Origin of the sequence: Roseobacter sp. HKCCD6576-2, assembly GCF_013179285.1 — a bacterium.
In the GTDB taxonomy this organism is placed as follows: Bacteria; Pseudomonadota; Alphaproteobacteria; order Rhodobacterales; family Rhodobacteraceae; genus Rhodophyticola; species Rhodophyticola oceani.
Window position 1 is genome coordinate 125,300 of the sequence record NZ_WVNW01000005.1, and the last position, 15,651, is coordinate 140,950.

The following is a 15,651-nucleotide window of genomic DNA, read 5'->3' on the forward strand; positions in this document are numbered from 1 at the left end:
ACAACACCGGGCCGATCTGATTAGTTTCGCTTCGATACTAAATGAGTCCGAGCCTATGAACAAACCTGTCCCCAATTTCGGCCGCCACGCGCGCCGCAAGCGCAGTGCTGACATGCTCTCCGCGGAGGAGGAACGTCATCTGGTTCGCGCCTGGCAAGACCGTGGCGACCGGCGCGCCCGCGACAAGCTGATCCATGCCTTTGCCCCCTTGGCCGCGTCGATTGCGAAACGCTTCATGCGAGGGTCTGGAGAGGCTGATCCGGATTTGATGCAGCAAGCGAATATCGGGTTGATGAAGGCCGCCGACCGGTTCGATGTCGATCGCGAAAATCGCTTTGCCAGCTATGCGATCTGGTGGATACGTGCCGAGATTCAGGACTATGCACGCGCCAACAAGTCGATCGTCAAGCGGCCCAACTCCGCGCAGACCCGCAAGGCAGCGGCGCAAATCGCGGCTCTTGAGGCAGAGATGGCAACCGGGCCGCGGATTAGCCGCGCGGAGGCCGACAAACGGCTCGCCGAGGCGCTCGGCATAGATATCGAACGGGTTGCTGAGTTGCGTGCGCAAATCAGCGGTCGCGATCATTCCCTGAACGCACCCGCCCTTGGCGATGATGGGGAAGACCGTATCGCCCTTCTGGTTGATCCGGACAGTCTCGAGGATCCCGCGCCGCTGCGGAAGCTCGAAGCGACGGCACTACGCCGGGCGCTTGTCGATGCCTTATCCGGCTTGCCTGACCGGGAACGCGATATCGTCGTCGCGACCCAACTCCATGACCCACCCGCGACGCTTGAGTGTCTCGGTGCGCAATACGGCGTCTCAAGGGAACGGATTCGACAGTTACGCGAACGCGGTTTCGAGCGCCTGCGGGAGAGTATGTACCTGCGGAACTTTGGGCCGGAATATTTCACCTGAATACACACGGGCCACATAAGGTGATGTTGGGACAGACCCGCCAGACTGCACCAAGTCGCCACCGAACAGCCAGATGACGTGAACACGTGCGTCTGCCCAATCGGTCCAGGATCATTGGGCGGCAACAGCGCAACCGCCCATATTGTGGCACCAGCAGCCGATTCCGATGCCTGTATCCACTCTGTCCGTACTATTGGCTGTTATGGCCGGTAGATTCCGAGGCAATCCGATGGTGGCCGCCCAACCTCTGACCAGGTTGTGGCGCCGACGGACAGTCAACATTTACTGCCCCGCAACGCGATCCGCTCCGAAAACAATCAAGAAACGCCACCAAGGGAGATAGTTTTAATCTCCAAAATGGGTATCTTTGACAGTCTTGCGCAACCCAAAACCGCAATACTTCGATTGTGATAGCTTGGGACTTGTATGACTGATCTTCTCACAAAACTGACGGCGCTGCGCCACGATTTCCACCGCAACCCTGAGCTAGGGTTTGAAGAGCGGCAGACGAAGGCCAAGATCGCAACACATCTGCGCGCTCTTGGACTGGAGGTGCAGGAAGGTGTTGGCGTGATCGGCATTTTGCGCGCCGGGGGCGGCAACCGCGCGATCGGTCTCAGGGCCGATATGGATGCGCTTCCGATCCAGGAACAAAGCGACCATGATTATATCTCGTCGACTCCGGGCGTGATGCATGCCTGCGGGCATGACGGCCATATGGCAATGCTTTTAGGCGCGGCGGAGCTTCTGAGCGAGAGCCTCGATTTCGACGGCACAGTTGTTTTCATCTTCCAACCGGATGAGGAACAGGGCCGCGGCGCGCGGGCGATGTTGGACGAGGGATTGCTAGCGCAACTGCCGCTAGACGAGGTCTACGCGATCCACAACTTGCCGGGCGCGCCGTTGGGTCAGGTTTCGACAAGGGTCGGGCAAATCTGTGCCAGCGAAAGCCTGTTTCGGATCGAGCTCACCGGTCAAGGCGGCCATGCCTCGATGCCACATGTCGGCGCAGAGGTCATGACCGTAGGGGCTGAGCTTGTGCTGGCGCTGCAAACCATCATCTCGCGCAAGCTTTCTCCTGGTGCGGGCGCGGTCGTTTCGGTCACGGAGTTTCTAAGCGATGGGCAGCGCAATGTGTTGCCCGGCCATGTGACGCTGAAGGGCGATGTACGGGCCCGCCGACCGGAGGATCGGGAGGCGGTTGCAGGCTTTATGCGGCAGATTGTTGATGGTGTCGCCGCGGCGCATGGCGTGCAAGCCACGATGAGCTTCAACGCCGAGTTCGTGGAGACAATCAATGCGCCCACGCCGACCGAGGCGGTGATCCGTGCGGGCAGTGCCGCCGGACTCGACGTTATCCCGGACTGTCCACCGATGAGCTTTTCCGAGGATTTTGCGCAGTTCTGCACCGCTGTTCCGGGCTGTTTCCTGCTGCTCGGCAATGGCGAGACAGGGCCACACGCGCAACCGCTGCATGCGGATACCTATGATTTCAATGACGCGCTCTTGCCGATCGGGGCGGCCTTTTGGGCCGAACTGATCCGCGACCGTCTCCCCGTCAGACAGGACTAAACATGACTGAGCTTCTCCCCCCTGCGCAAATGCAACATGTGGCGGCCAACCGCATCGAAGGTGATGCTGCCCTTCGGGTCATTCCCGCCGAGAGTATCGCCACAGCCCGCGCCGAGATCACGCAATGGGATGGATATGCGCCGACGCCTCTGTGGGCGCTGCGGGCGCTGGCGGAAAGGATCGGCGTGGGCGAAATCTTGTATAAGGACGAAGGACCCCGCTTTGGCCTTGGCAGCTTCAAAGCGCTTGGCGGAGCCTATGCCGCGCAGCGCGTGTTGCAACGCGAGATTGCCCGGCGCCTTGGGCGGGATGTCAGCCTCGCCGACATCCGGCAGGGCAAATTGGCCGAGGAGTGCGCGCAGATCATGCTGGTCTCGGCCACCGACGGCAATCATGGCCGATCATTGGCTTGGGGGTGTAAACGGTTCGGAGCGCCTTGCCGGATCTACATCCATTCCGAAGTCAGCGAGGGCCGGGCGATTGCCATGCGCAACCTGGGGGCAGAGGTGATCCGGATCGAGGGCGATTATGACGAGTCTGTGCGGCTGACCAAGGCAGAGGCGGAGGCCAATGGCTGGTTCGTGGTCTCCGATACCTCTTGGCCGGGCTATTCGGTGCCGCCGCGTGATGTGATGTCGGGCTATGGCGTGATGACCAACGAGATTTTTGAGGCGATAGACAGCGCGCCGACCCATGTGTTCCTGCAGGGCGGTGTGGGTGGCATGGCGGCAGGGATCATCGCCAGCTTCAAGCAGCATTGGGGCGATAACTCACCCCGTGTGATCATCGTCGAGCCGGAATTGGCGCCCTGTTTGATCGAAAGCGCCCGACGCGGAGAGGCGACCAAGGTCGATCTGGCCGAAGAAACCCTTATGGCCGGCCTGTCCTGCGGTGATCCCTCGGAACTGGCGTGGCCAATTCTGGCCGAAGAGGCGTCCGACTTCCTGACGATCCCAGAGTCATTGGTTGGCCCGGCGATGCGTCTGCTGGCGCAACCGCTTGGTGACGACCCGGCGATCGAGGCAGGCGAAAGTGCTGTGGCCGGCCTTGCGGCGTTGATCACCGCCTGTAACGACAGAGATTTAGCGGCTCAGCTTGGCCTGAACAGCCATGCCCGGGTGCTTTTGATCGGGTCCGAGGGCGTGACGGATCAGGCGATCTTCAACCGGATCATGGAGGGCTGCGATGCGGCCTGACGCTCCGGCAAGAGGCTTTCCTAACGCCGAATATGCGGCCCGGGTAGAGCGGGCGCAGATGCGGATGGCCGAAGCCGGGCTCGCGGGGTTGCTGCTGACCACGGAGGCTGAGGTTCGGTATTTCAGCGGTTTTCAGACCCTGTTCTGGCAAAGCCCGACCCGACCCTGGTTTCTGTTTGTGCCCGCCGGCGGAAAACCCATTGCGGTTATCCCCGAGATCGGCGCGACGCTGATGCGGCAAAGCTGGCTCGACGATATCCGCACCTGGAGCGCGCCTGCGCCCACGGATGACGGGATCAGCCTGCTCACCGATCTGCTGGCCCCGTTGGCCATGCAAAGGGCGCAGATTGGCGTGCCGAAGGGCCATGAAACCAATCTCCGGATGCCTTTGGGCGATTGGGAGCGCTTGCTGTCCGCTCTGCCGGGGCTTCAGGTCGCCGATGCAACCGGCTTGGTGCAGGGGCTTCGCATGGTGAAATCCCCTGCCGAGATCGAGAAACTGGCCCATATCTGCGCCATTGGCTCTGCCACGTTCGAACATGTGCCGGCATTTGTGGCCGAAGGTATGCCGTTGGAGGAGGTCTTCCGTGCCTTCCGCCGGGAGGCCCTGGCGCAAGGGGCCGATGACGCGCCCTATGTGGTCGGGGGTGCTGATCAGGGCGGCTATGGCGATGTGATCTCTCCGCCATCAAATCGTCCGCTGCATCCCGGCGACATCCTGATGCTGGACACTGGCTGCACTTGGGACGGGTATTTCTGCGATTTCGACCGTAACTGGGCGATTGGCCGGGCCGATGAGGCCGCTCTGCGGGCCTATGACGTGCTCTGGCGGACCACCGAAGCTGGGCTTGAGGCCGCAAAGCCCGGCAACACGTGCCGCGATCTGTTTCTGGCCATGTCGACGGTGATCGGCGAGATGGATTCCAGTGGCGGAGATATCGGGCGGTTGGGCCATGGGCTTGGCATGCAACTGACCGAACAACCCTCCCATGCGGCATTTGACAAGACGGTACTGCAAGAGGGCATGGTACTGACGCTTGAACCCTCGCTCAGCTATGGCGACGGGCTGATGATGGTGCATGAGGAAAACATCGTCATTCGCGCCGATGGCGCCGAGCTTCTGACCCGGCGCGCGCCGCGTGACTTGCCGGTGATCTGACTGACTTCAGCGGCGCGGCAACAGCGATGTGCCGGGCCGCGCGAAAATCTCTCCAAAGCCAGCAATTTGATCTTCGATGCCCGCGCGCCGCAGACAGCTCCAGAATTGCGCCTGATTGCTGGTGATGACCGGTTTGCCCGCGATCTGTTCGATTTCCTCGACCACTTCAAGCGCACGAATGCCGCCGCAACTGAGGAAGATCGCATCCGCCTCAGGCTGGTCAATGGTCAGCGCGAACTCTTTCCAATAGGCGGGCGTGACGCAGCCAAACTCGATCCCGGTTTCCAGGTTGAGGCCCTGAATGTCCAAAATCTCAAAGCCTTTCTCGACCAAAAACTCCGCCTCTGCCGTATTGATCTCGTCCAGATAGGGCGTGCCGACGACCAGCTTTTGTGCGCCAAGCTCGCGCAACGCATCCACGACCCCAGTCACCAGGCACATCGGCTCTGCCCAGGGGGCGCCCTTGCGGATTTCAGCAAACACAGCTTCTTCCCCATTCACGATCGACCCACTGGTGCAGCTATAGCTGATTACCTCAGGCTTCATATCGGGCTGCAACCGCGCGGCGGCATCGGCCATGGCGTCGATATGTCGGGCGAGGGTTTCTTTGGTGGTGTAATCCTCGGTCTTCAGCCGGGTGATGTGCACGCCAACCCCCTCGGGGACCATGTCGAAAAAGTCCTGTTCACCCGCCAGATCGGTGGACATGAAGATGAACCCAAGCTGCGCGCGATGGTGGCGCCCGCCGTTCAATTCTGCGGTCCAGGGTTTCGATGCGACGGTGTCGCCGGATTTGAACATGTTACAATACCACCTCTGCTAGCGATTTCGGGTGCAGTGTGAGCGGCTCATAGCCATCTTCTGTCAGAATGAAGCTGTCGCCGACCTGGGCGCGGAACTCCGGGGTCGCAACCGACCCGTCCACGGCCAGAACCATGCCGGGTTGCAGGATTGTTGTGTCGCCGGTCACCAGCTGCGGGTGTTCCAGGAAACTGAACCCGGTCGCGCGGCCACATCGGAACGGGTAATCATAGCCCGCGCCCTGGATCACCGCTGCATAGGCCTGATGCACGCTCTCGGCGGTCACGCCGGGCCGGAGCGCATCCAGTGCGGCTTGCTGACTGGCGCGCGCCACCTCATAGACCGCGGCCTGCGTATCGTCCGCGATCTCGCCGATCCAGAATGTGCGGTCAAAGCCGAGCTTGAAACGGTGGAAATTGGTCATGCCGCAGAAACACAGGAACACCGGCTCTCCCCGGCGCATGATCCGGGTGCTGGCCCGGTGATGCGTTTTGGTGATCTCGGGACCAGAGGCCATGATCTGCAAGAAATGGGTCATGGGTGACATGATGGTGTCACCGTAGAAGACCTCCAGCAGGGCGGCAGCCTTGTGCGCGCCGGCTGCCGAGGTCGCCAAAGCCACCTCGAATTCGGCCACGCCGTCGCCTATCGCGTCTCGCCCGGCTTGCATCATCGCGGAGGCGACCTCACCGGCATGGCGGGCCAGTTGCAGTTCCTCCGGCGATTTGATCATGCGCATCTCGGCCAGGATCGGTGTTACGTTGGTGACGCGCCGAACATCGACCAATGTATCGAGATAGCGGCGCACCAAAGGCGGCATGTGATCGTACTCGACCGCAACCCGCCCGGCCCCGGCCAACGCCAACGGCAACTCCGTCCGCCATTCCTCACCAGCGCCGTCATTCCAAGGCGCGATCCGATCGACCTCTGCCGTGGCCTCGGCCAGCGTCAGGTCAATCATTGGCGTGATCAGCAGCGTCGGGCCGTCTTTGGGCACCACCAGGATTGTCGGGCGGCCGAACTCCATATGCAGATAGTCGTAGTAGCCGGTCAGGTAATAGATGTTGTCGTCATCGGTAATCAGCGCCACGTCGATACCCGCATCCACGAGATGCGCGCGGAGCCTGGTCAATCTCTCTGCAAACATGGCACCTTTCTCCCGATCCATTTGAGGGGCGTTAGACCGCTTCTCGCACAGCGCTCAGAAACTGCTGCGTGCGTTCTTTCTGCGGATTGCCGAACAGCTCGGCCGGGGGGCCTTGCTCTTCGATCTTGCCGCCATAGAAGAAACAGACCCGGTCCGAGATGTCGCGCGCAAACCCCATCTGGTGAGTCACCATCAGCATGGTCAGCTTGTGTTCCGACACCAGCCCGCGAATGACGTTGGTGACCTCACCGATCACCTCCGGGTCAAGCGCCGAGGTCACCTCGTCGAACAGCATCACCTTGGGCCGCATTGCCAGCGCGCGCGCGATGGCCACCCGCTGTTGCTGTCCGCCCGACAGGCGCGAGGGGTGCTGATCTTTCTTGCCGATCATCCCCACCAGTTCCAGAAGCTCTTCGGACCGGTCGCGCGCCTCCGCCTTCGGCATGCCCAACACATGCACCGGGCCTTCCATACAGTTTTCGAGCGCAGTCATATGCGGGAACAAGTTGAAATGCTGAAAACACATGCCGATGTCACAGCGCCGGGCCCGCAGATGGCGCGCGCTGGCGGGTACAAGTCTCCCGTTTTTCGGCATATGCGTCAGGGGCTGACCATCGACATAGATGCAACCGCCATTGATCTGCTCCAGCGTCATCAGCATGCGCAACACGGTGGTTTTGCCGGACCCCGACGGGCCGATGATCGAGACCATTTCGCCCTCCGCCACATCCAGATCGAGGTCGTCGAGCACGGTCAGCGCGCCATAAGCTTTGCGCACTTTGCGAAACCGGACCATCGGTGTTGCGTCGCCTGTGAGTTCAAGCGGGAAATCTGAAAGGGTTTCCATTGTCTTATAGTCCCATTTTGCGGCGCACATAGCCTTCGAAGAGCCGGATCAGGCCCGCCGCAGGCAGTGAGATTGCTAGGAAGATCAGGCCGACAAGTGTGTACGGCTCGAAAAAGCGATAATGCTCGGACCCGATCGCATTGGCAGTGTGGATCAACTCTGTCACCCCGATCACCGATAACATCGGCGTGTCTTTGAAGATGCCCACCAGATAGTTGCCGAGCCCTGAGATCGCGGGCGGGATCGCCTGCGGGATGATCACCCGGCGATAGGTCTGAAACGTGGTCATGTTGAGCGCGGTCGCGGCCTCCCACTGGCCGCGCGCGACGCTGTCGATGCCGCCGCGATAGACCTCGGACAGGTAGCAGGCATAGTGCAGCCCGATCGCGATCATGCCCGAGGTCCAGGGGCTGAGCCGGATACCGAATTGCGGCCCGACAAAGAAAATGAAGAAGATCTGCAACAGAAGCGGGGTGGAGCGGATGAACTCCACAAATTCCCGCACCACGAAGGTCAGCCCGCGGTAAGGCGTGCGCTGTGCCAGCGCCAGCACGAGGCCAAGAACGACGGCAATCGCGTAGCCGCCGCCTGCGGCCAACAGCGTGTTGCCGGTGGCCTCGATCAGACGGGGTAGGATTTCCCAGACAAACTCCCAACGCCATTCCAGCATCGCTCAACTCCTCCCCATCTTGCGGGACATGTGGCGCTCCAGCCAGCGCATGAAGGGCGTGACCATGAAACGTGCCAGGATGTAGTAGATGATCAGGGCCGTCCCGAAGATCTGCGCCGACAGGAAGGTCGTGTTGTTGATCTGGCGCGCCTCAAACATCAGGTCCGTGACCGAGATCAGCGAGACCAGGGCTGTGCCTTTCAGCAGCTCGATCATCAGATTGCCCCAGGGCGGCAGCATATTGACCAGCGCCTGCGGCAGGATGATCCGGCGCATCCGTTGGGCGGGGCTCATGTTAAGCGCCAGCGCAGCTTCCCATTGGCCCTTGGGCACCGACAGGATGCCGCCGCGCACCAGCTCCGCGCCATATGCACCGATATTCATGCTGACGGCGAGATAGCCTGCGGTGAACTTCTCCACCGTGATCCCGAAGAGCGGCAGGACAAAGAAGATCCAGTAGAGCTGCACCAGAAGCGAGGTGCCGCGAAAGAACTCAATATAGGTGATCGCCGTGCCGCGCATGAGCCGGTTTTCAGAGAGCTTCATCAACCCCATCACCAGCGAAATGGCGATGCCGAGCACAGCCGCGAGCAAGAACTGGGCCACGGTGATGCCGGTCCCAGAAAGAAGCCTAGGCCAGTATTGTAGTAGAAATTCGGTAAACGACATCGGCCCCACCTGTCCGCGCGTGTAAGGCAGCGGCGTGGCCTGCTGGCCCGCCGCCGCCTGTTTTGATCAGCGGTTTGCGCAGACCCATTCCGCCGTCCGGTCTCCCGGCAAATGCGAGGCGGTGAACCCGTATTCCTCGACCGAGGCCAGCATTTCTTCGGTACCGACATAGTCCGCCAGCGCAGCGTTGAACTGTTCCATGAAATCGGTGTCGTTGAAGCGGAACCCAATACCGACCCAATTCAGCGTCCATTCCGGCAGGTCTTGCGGATTGGTCACGTCGATCGTGCCGCCGGATTGCTCGGCCAGATAATCGGCTTCGAAATAGGTCAGAGCGGCGGCATCGGCCCGCCCGGCGCGCACAGCGGCCAGCGCTTCGCTTGGCCCAGGCACCTGCATCAATTGATCATCACCGATGCCTTCGCGGCGCGCAGCCTCAATGGTGTTATACCCCGCAGGTGCCACCAGCATCGCGCCTTGTTCCAGCACATCCTGGTAGTTGTTGAGACCCATCGGGTTGCCCGCCGGGACGATGAACGCATCGCCCATCGATCCGATCGGCTCGGAAAAGGCGATGTTTTCGCAGCGGCTGTTGAGGATATAAAGCCCGCCCGTGATCAGATCATAGCGCCCGGCCTGCAGGCCGGGGATCAGACCCGCCCAATCGGTCACGTTGGTTTCGATATTCGTGATGCCCATCTCGGCCAGAATGCCGATGGCGATTTCGTTCACGAAACCTTTCGCCTCGCCGTTCTCATCGGGGTAACCCCAGATCGGCACATTCGAGAAGCCGATACGGATCGGCTCTCCGGCTTCGATCCGGTCGGTCAGCGGGCCCGCAATCGCAGACGCAGCTGTCCCCAAAACGACAAGCCCCGCGGCGATGGACAGTTTGGTTGGTGTCATTGGCATTGTTACCTCCGTGCCTGAGGTGGCTTGGGGAACGTGCAAAGCACATCCGCACAAGGCACCTGTCGGCAAAGCAAAGCGCCAGAGAGAGGGGCGCCAACGCTCAGACAAACAGGTCTCGTACCACCAGTCTTTTTGCGCAGTTTCTTTTTCTCGCACCGATGATCGTAGGAAGGCTTCGCGAGGCAAGACGTCGATTTTCGCGGCAAGGCGATAAAAAACGTTGTTATGAGAGCCAGACATGATCTTTATGTGACCATGGACGACAAAGACTTAGAGATTCTCACCCTCGTGCAATCCAACGCGCGCCTGACCGCAGAAGCGATCGGGTTCGAGATTGGCCTGTCACCCCCGGCCGTGCAGAAACGCCTGAAACGGCTGCGCGAGACCGGGCTGATTGAAAAGGAAATCGCGGTCCTGTCACCGGCGAAGCTGGGCCGCGAGATGACGGTCATCGTTCAGGTCATGCTGGAACGCGAAAGCCGCGTGCGGCTTGACGCCTTCAAGCGGCGCATGCGCAGCGCGCCTCAGGTGCAGCAATGCTATTACACCACGGGCGAGGCGGATTTCATCCTGGTCGTCGTCGTTCAGAACATCAAAGAATACGAAGAGTTCACGCAAGAGTATTTCTTTGACGAATCCAATGTGAACCGGTTCACATCTTCGATCGTGATGGATCGCGTGAAAGTGTCGCTAGACATACTTTGAACGCCGTATCGTTGATCAAATCAGCCCCCTCTCGCACGGTTTTTGGTGCGGAAGCCGCCATGAGCACCGGTCGACCTGCGGCGCGAAACACAGATTGCCTCATCAAGCAACGTCGCATGGTCAATGCGCGTTGCTGACGATTGCCCGCGGTTGTCCCATCCATCTTGAAGGTCACTCGATAGACAGGACTCTCCGACCGAATACATCATTCGGTGGAGCCCAGCCTGCTCACGGTTCCAGAAGCTCGACCCAACTGTCCCGGTGGGCCTAGACGCCTAAAGGCGGCGGCATCTGAGGCCAAAACAGCCATAGATCGCCGCCCCCTGTGACTCGACGAACTCAAACGGACCGCATCCTACTCAGCCGCGTCGAGATACTCCTCCAGTGGCGGACAGGTGCAGATCAGATGCCGGTCGCCATGCACATTGTCGACCCGATTGACCGGTGGCCAATACTTGTCGACCCGGAAAGCCCCCGCCGGGAAGCAGCCCTGCTCGCGGCTATAGGCCCGGTTCCACTCACCCACCAAATCCTCCACTGTGTGCGGCGCGTGATGCAACGGGCTGTCCTCGGCCGCAATTGTGCCCGCCTCGACCTCGGCAATCTCTGCCCGAATGGACATCATCGCATCGCAGAACCGGTCGATCTCGGCTTTGGTTTCGCTCTCGGTCGGCTCGACCATCAACGTGCCCGCCACGGGCCAGCTCATCGTTGGCGCATGAAAACCATTATCGATCAAGCGCTTGGCGATATCATCGACAGTCACGCCCGCCTCCGCAAACGGTCGTGTATCGAGGATACACTCATGGGCGACGCGCCCCTGGCTGCCGGTGAAGAGCACCGGAAAGCCCTCTTTCAACCGCGCCGCGATATAGTTCGCGTTCAGGATTGCGACCTTGGTCGCTTGGGTCAGCCCCTCGCCCCCCATCAACAGGCAATAGGCATAGGAGATCGGCAGGATCGACGCCGAACCATAAGGCGCGGCGCTAACCGGGCCTTCCAGCCCGCCGGTTTCGGGATGCCCCGGCAGATGCGGCGCGAGATGCGCCTTGACGCCGATCGGCCCCATGCCGGGCCCACCACCGCCATGGGGGATGCAGAAGGTCTTGTGCAGGTTCAAATGGCTCACGTCCGACCCGATATCGCCCGGTTTCGAGAGCCCCACCATGGCGTTGAGATTGGCGCCGTCCATATAGACCTGCCCACCAAAGTCATGGGTGATCTCGCAAACCTCACGCACGGTCTCTTCAAACACGCCATGGGTCGACGGATAGGTGATCATGCAAGCCGCGAGCTTGTCGCCCGCCGCCTCCGCCTTGGCGCGGAAATCATCCAGGTCGATATCGCCATTCTCGGCGGCTGCAACGACGACCACCTTCATCCCCGCCATCTGCGCCGAGGCCGGGTTGGTGCCATGCGCCGAAACCGGGATCAGGCAGATATCGCGATCCTCATCGTCATTGGCCCGGTGATAGGCGGCAATGGTCAAAAGCCCGGCATATTCGCCCTGCGCGCCGGAATTGGGCTGCATCGACATCGCGTCATAGCCGGTGATGTCGCAGAGCTTGGCCGAGAGGTCCTCTAGCATCTCTGCATAGCCTTCGGCCTGGTCGGCGGGCGCAAACGGGTGTATCGCGCCAAATTCCGGCCAGGTGATCGGCATCATCTCGACTGCCGCGTTCAGCTTCATGGTGCAGGATCCAAGCGGGATCATCGCCCGGTCAAGCGCCAAATCCCGGTCCGAGAGGCGGCGCATATAGCGCATCATCTCGGATTCCGCCCGGTTCATATGGAAAATCGGGTGGGTCAGATAATCCGACCCGCGCAGCAGGTCATCGGGGATCGCCGGCAGTGTCTGCGGCCCCGCCAAAAGCACACCAAAGGCACGGCAAACGGCGGCCAGGTGCTCTTCGGTCGTCGTTTCATCAACCGAAATGCCAATCTTGTCATTGCCCACATCGCGCAGGTTGATCCCCCGCGCCACAGCTGCGGCCATGATCCGGCTCTGCTTTTTACCAACGGGCACCGTAATGGTATCGAAAAACGCCTCTTCTTCGGGCGCAAACCCGCCAGCCTGCAAACTTGCCGCCAAACGCACGGTGTTCAGATGCACCCGCTGCGCAATCGCTTTCAGACCCTGCGGCCCATGGAACACCGCATAGAAGGACGCCATGACAGCCAGCAATGCTTGCGCCGTGCAGACATTCGAGGTCGCCTTTTCGCGGCGGATATGCTGCTCCCGCGTTTGCAGAGCCAGCCGGTAAGCCTTGCCCCCACGCGCATCAATGGAGACACCGACCAAACGCCCCGGGATCGCGCGTTTATAAGCTTCGCGGCAGGCGAGAAACGCCGCATGCGGCCCGCCATAGCCAAGCGGCACGCCAAAACGCTGCGCTGACCCGACGGCGATATCCGCGCCCATCGCACCAGGTTCTTTTATAAGAGTGAGCGCCAAGAGATCAGTGCAGACAATGCCAATCGCCTTCGCCTCATGCAGCGCCGCGATCTGCGCCGAGGGGTCCGAAAGCCCGCCATAGGTACCGGGATATTGGAACACCGCGCCAAAAACCGCCGTAGCGTCCAGATTGGCCGGATCATCGACAATCACATCAATACCCAGAGGCTCGGCCCGGGTCTGGATCACCGCGATATTCTGCGGATGGCAATTCTCGTCCACGAAGAAAGCCGCGGCCTTCGACTTCGCCACCCGCTGCGCCATCACCATCGCCTCGGCGCAGGCCGTGGATTCATCGAGCAGAGACGCATTGGCCACCTCCAACCCAGTCAGATCGGCGACCATGGTCTGGAAGTTCAACAGCGCCTCAAGCCGACCTTGCGCGATCTCAGGCTGATACGGCGTATAGGCCGTGTACCAGGCGGGGTTTTCCAACACATTCCGTTGGATCGCTGGCGGGGTATGGGTGTTGTAATAGCCCTGCCCGATCATGCTGGTCATGACCTTGTTCTTGCCCGCAATCGCCCGCATATGGCCGATCAACTCGGCTTCTGAAAGCGCGGGCCAATCCAGCGCATCGGCCTGTCGGATCGCCGCCGGAACGGTTTGGTCGATCAACTCATCCAAGCTGCCCGCACCCACCGCTTGCAACATCTCGGCCATCTCGGTTGGCGACGGGCCGATATGGCGGCGGTTTCCGAAATCGGTCGGGTCGTAATCGGTGGGCGTCCAGGTCATATCCGGGCTCTCCAGGTCTGCGGCGCAAGGCCAGTGTTCGGAACGGTCACAAGGATCGCCGAGCCCTCACGAAGGTTCGGCGATGCACAAATCCGTCAGTCTCCGATGAAATCCTTATAGGCGGCTTCATCCATCATCTCGTCCATGGCGCTCATGTCGGCGATCTTCATTTTGAAGAACCAGGCATCGCCGGTCGGGTCTTCATTGACCATGCCGGGATTGTCCGCGAGCGGACCATTCACCTCAACGATCTCGCCGTCGAGTGGGGCCAGGATGTCAGACGCGGCCTTCACGCTCTCGATCACGACAACCTCGTCATCTTTGGCCACCTCAGTGCCCTCTTCGGGCAGTTCCACGAACACCACATCGCCCAATTGCGTCGCGGCATGTTCCGTGATGCCCACAACCACGACATCGCCGTCGACGCGCAGCCATTCATGCTCTTCTGTGTATTTCATCTGTCGTCTCCCTCGCTCAACGTTTGTAGCTTTGCTTATAAAATGGTGTGGCGGTTTGGATGGCGGGCAAGCGCTTGCCGCGCACTTCGCCATAGATCACAGCATCGGATGAGGTGGCGCTGTCGATCAAGCCCATTGCGATCGGGCCACCCACCGACGGGCCAAAGCCGCCCGATGTGATAACCCCGATCTCTGTGCCACCTTCCGCGCTGTCAAATAGCGGCACGCCAGCCCGCATTGGCGCGCGACCTTCTGGGCGCAGCCCGACGCGCTTGCGCGGCGCGCCATCGGCCATCTCCGCCAAAATCCGGTCCGCGCCGGGGAACCCGCCTGCGCGCGCGCCATCCGCCCTGCGCACTTTCGAGATCGCCCAGCCAAGCCGCGCCTCGATCGGCGTAATCTCCGCGCTCAGGTCTTGGCCATAAAGCGGCAGCCCGGCTTCCAATCGCAAGCTATCGCGTGCGCCGAGACCAATCGGCGCGACCTCATCCATCTCCAGTAACGCCCGGGCGAAAGCGTCAGCTTGGGCCTCCGGCACCGAGATTTCAAACCCGTCCTCGCCCGTATAGCCGGACCGTGACAGCCAAAGCTCCGCACCTTGCCAGCCCATCTGCGCCACATCCATGAACCGCATCTCGGCCGCCTCTGGCAGCACGCGGGCCAAAGCCGCCTCAGCCAAGGGACCTTGCAACGCCAAGAGCGCCCGGCCCTCCACCGGCTGCACACCCGAAAGATGCGCCGCGAGATGGGCGATATCGGCGTCCTTACACGCGGCATTCATCACCAGAAACAGGTCCTCCGCACGTCGGGCGATCATCAGATCGTCAAGCACCCCACCTGCGTCATTGGTGAACAGCCCATACCGCTGCCGTCCGGGCGCCAAGTCAATCACATCGACCGGGACCAAGGCTTCAAGCGCCGCGTCCTGATCAAGCGGCAGGAGCACCTGCCCCATATGGCTGACATCGAAGAGCCCCGCCTTCTGGCGGCACCACAAATGCTCGGCCATCACGCCGGCGGCGTATTGCACGGGCATATCATAGCCCGCAAACGGCACGAATTTGCCGCCCAATTCGGCGTGCAGATCATGTAATGTCAGGCGCTTCAACTCGGCCATGTTTCCCCCGGTCACCGGGGCGCGGCCCGGCATCGTATCACCCGCGCCTCATGCGCGCGTCTCGATGCCCCCTCTGTCCTTTCGCCTGAGATCGTTATCCCTTCGGCGGACGCGGTCCCCGCGCCTCTCTCCAGAGTTCTATTGCTCAAACAGGTCCCTGTTGCCTGAGAGTTTACCGGGGCGGTTGCTCCTTCGGCACCGGCGCATGCGCCAGCTTCTCCCTGCCTGAACTGCGCCCAAAATACCCAGATTTTTGATTCCGGCAAGGGGCTTGCATGCCGCCGTATGC

General features: G+C 61.1%; 14 protein-coding genes and 1 riboswitch. Of the genes, 5 read left to right on the plus strand and 9 right to left on the minus strand.

Annotation, left to right across the window (positions count from 1 at the left end):
- Positions 1-55 precede the first annotated feature (55 nt).
- From GTF44_RS17185 to GTF44_RS17200, 4 genes are all read left to right on the plus strand, one after another.
- On the plus strand, positions 56-916 hold the full coding sequence (locus GTF44_RS17185; RefSeq protein WP_171561348.1) for an RNA polymerase sigma factor RpoD/SigA: 861 nt from the start codon (positions 56-58) through the stop codon (positions 914-916).
- Positions 917-1,342: 426 nt separating this feature from the next.
- Positions 1,343-2,488: an amidohydrolase gene (locus GTF44_RS17190; protein ID WP_171561349.1), complete on the plus strand. Its 1,146-nt coding sequence runs from the start codon at positions 1,343-1,345 to the stop codon at positions 2,486-2,488.
- Between the two features lie 2 nt (positions 2,489-2,490).
- Positions 2,491-3,684, plus strand: a complete 1,194-nt coding sequence (locus GTF44_RS17195) for a diaminopropionate ammonia-lyase (RefSeq protein WP_171561351.1) — start codon at positions 2,491-2,493, stop codon at positions 3,682-3,684.
- A complete protein-coding gene (locus GTF44_RS17200) occupies positions 3,674-4,843 on the plus strand; it encodes a Xaa-Pro peptidase family protein (RefSeq protein ID WP_171561353.1) in 1,170 nt (389 codons plus the stop codon). Before GTF44_RS17195 ends, GTF44_RS17200 begins: the two co-directional genes overlap by 11 nt.
- Positions 4,844-4,849: 6 nt before the next feature.
- Here GTF44_RS17200 and GTF44_RS17205 read toward each other — a convergent pair whose 3' ends face one another.
- From GTF44_RS17205 to GTF44_RS17230, 6 genes are all read right to left on the minus strand, one after another.
- Positions 4,850-5,644: an arylmalonate decarboxylase gene (locus tag GTF44_RS17205; protein ID WP_171561355.1), complete on the minus strand. Its 795-nt coding sequence runs from the start codon at positions 5,642-5,644 to the stop codon at positions 4,850-4,852.
- A gap of 1 nt (position 5,645) precedes the next feature.
- The gene (locus GTF44_RS17210; protein WP_171561356.1) at positions 5,646-6,791 is read right to left on the minus strand and encodes a Xaa-Pro peptidase family protein; all 1,146 of its coding nucleotides are present in this window, start codon (positions 6,789-6,791) and stop codon (positions 5,646-5,648) included.
- A 31-nt stretch (positions 6,792-6,822) separates the two neighbouring features.
- Positions 6,823-7,638 carry an ectoine/hydroxyectoine ABC transporter ATP-binding protein EhuA gene (ehuA, locus tag GTF44_RS17215; protein ID WP_301270775.1) on the minus strand — a complete coding sequence of 272 codons (816 nt, stop codon included), beginning with the start codon at positions 7,636-7,638 and terminating at the stop codon, positions 6,823-6,825.
- 4 nt (positions 7,639-7,642) lie between these two features.
- Positions 7,643-8,308 carry an ectoine/hydroxyectoine ABC transporter permease subunit EhuD gene (gene ehuD / locus GTF44_RS17220; RefSeq protein WP_171561358.1) on the minus strand — a complete coding sequence of 222 codons (666 nt, stop codon included), beginning with the start codon at positions 8,306-8,308 and terminating at the stop codon, positions 7,643-7,645.
- Between the two features lie 3 nt (positions 8,309-8,311).
- Positions 8,312-8,977 carry an ectoine/hydroxyectoine ABC transporter permease subunit EhuC gene (gene ehuC, locus GTF44_RS17225; RefSeq protein WP_171561360.1) on the minus strand — a complete coding sequence of 222 codons (666 nt, stop codon included), beginning with the start codon at positions 8,975-8,977 and terminating at the stop codon, positions 8,312-8,314.
- A 66-nt stretch (positions 8,978-9,043) separates the two neighbouring features.
- Positions 9,044-9,889 (minus strand): transporter substrate-binding domain-containing protein, encoded by an 846-nt coding sequence (locus tag GTF44_RS17230; RefSeq protein ID WP_253261291.1) that lies wholly within the window; start codon positions 9,887-9,889, stop codon positions 9,044-9,046.
- Positions 9,890-10,144: 255 nt separating this feature from the next.
- On the opposite strand from GTF44_RS17230, the gene GTF44_RS17235 reads away from it, so the two are divergent.
- On the plus strand, positions 10,145-10,594 hold the full coding sequence (locus GTF44_RS17235; protein ID WP_145215293.1) for an Lrp/AsnC family transcriptional regulator: 450 nt from the start codon (positions 10,145-10,147) through the stop codon (positions 10,592-10,594).
- A gap of 355 nt (positions 10,595-10,949) precedes the next feature.
- On the opposite strand, the gene gcvP is transcribed toward GTF44_RS17235, so the two are convergent.
- The 3 genes from gcvP to gcvT form a co-directional block, all read right to left on the minus strand.
- Positions 10,950-13,787 carry an aminomethyl-transferring glycine dehydrogenase gene (gene gcvP, locus GTF44_RS17240; RefSeq protein ID WP_171561361.1) on the minus strand — a complete coding sequence of 946 codons (2,838 nt, stop codon included), beginning with the start codon at positions 13,785-13,787 and terminating at the stop codon, positions 10,950-10,952.
- A gap of 95 nt (positions 13,788-13,882) precedes the next feature.
- Entirely contained in the window at positions 13,883-14,245 is a 363-nt protein-coding gene (gene gcvH / locus GTF44_RS17245) for a glycine cleavage system protein GcvH (protein ID WP_171561363.1), read from the minus strand.
- Between the two features lie 16 nt (positions 14,246-14,261).
- A complete protein-coding gene (gcvT, locus tag GTF44_RS17250; protein WP_171561537.1) occupies positions 14,262-15,362 on the minus strand; it encodes a glycine cleavage system aminomethyltransferase GcvT in 1,101 nt (366 codons plus the stop codon).
- 141 nt (positions 15,363-15,503) lie between these two features.
- Positions 15,504-15,595, minus strand: a riboswitch (glycine riboswitch).
- Positions 15,596-15,651 lie beyond the last annotated feature (56 nt).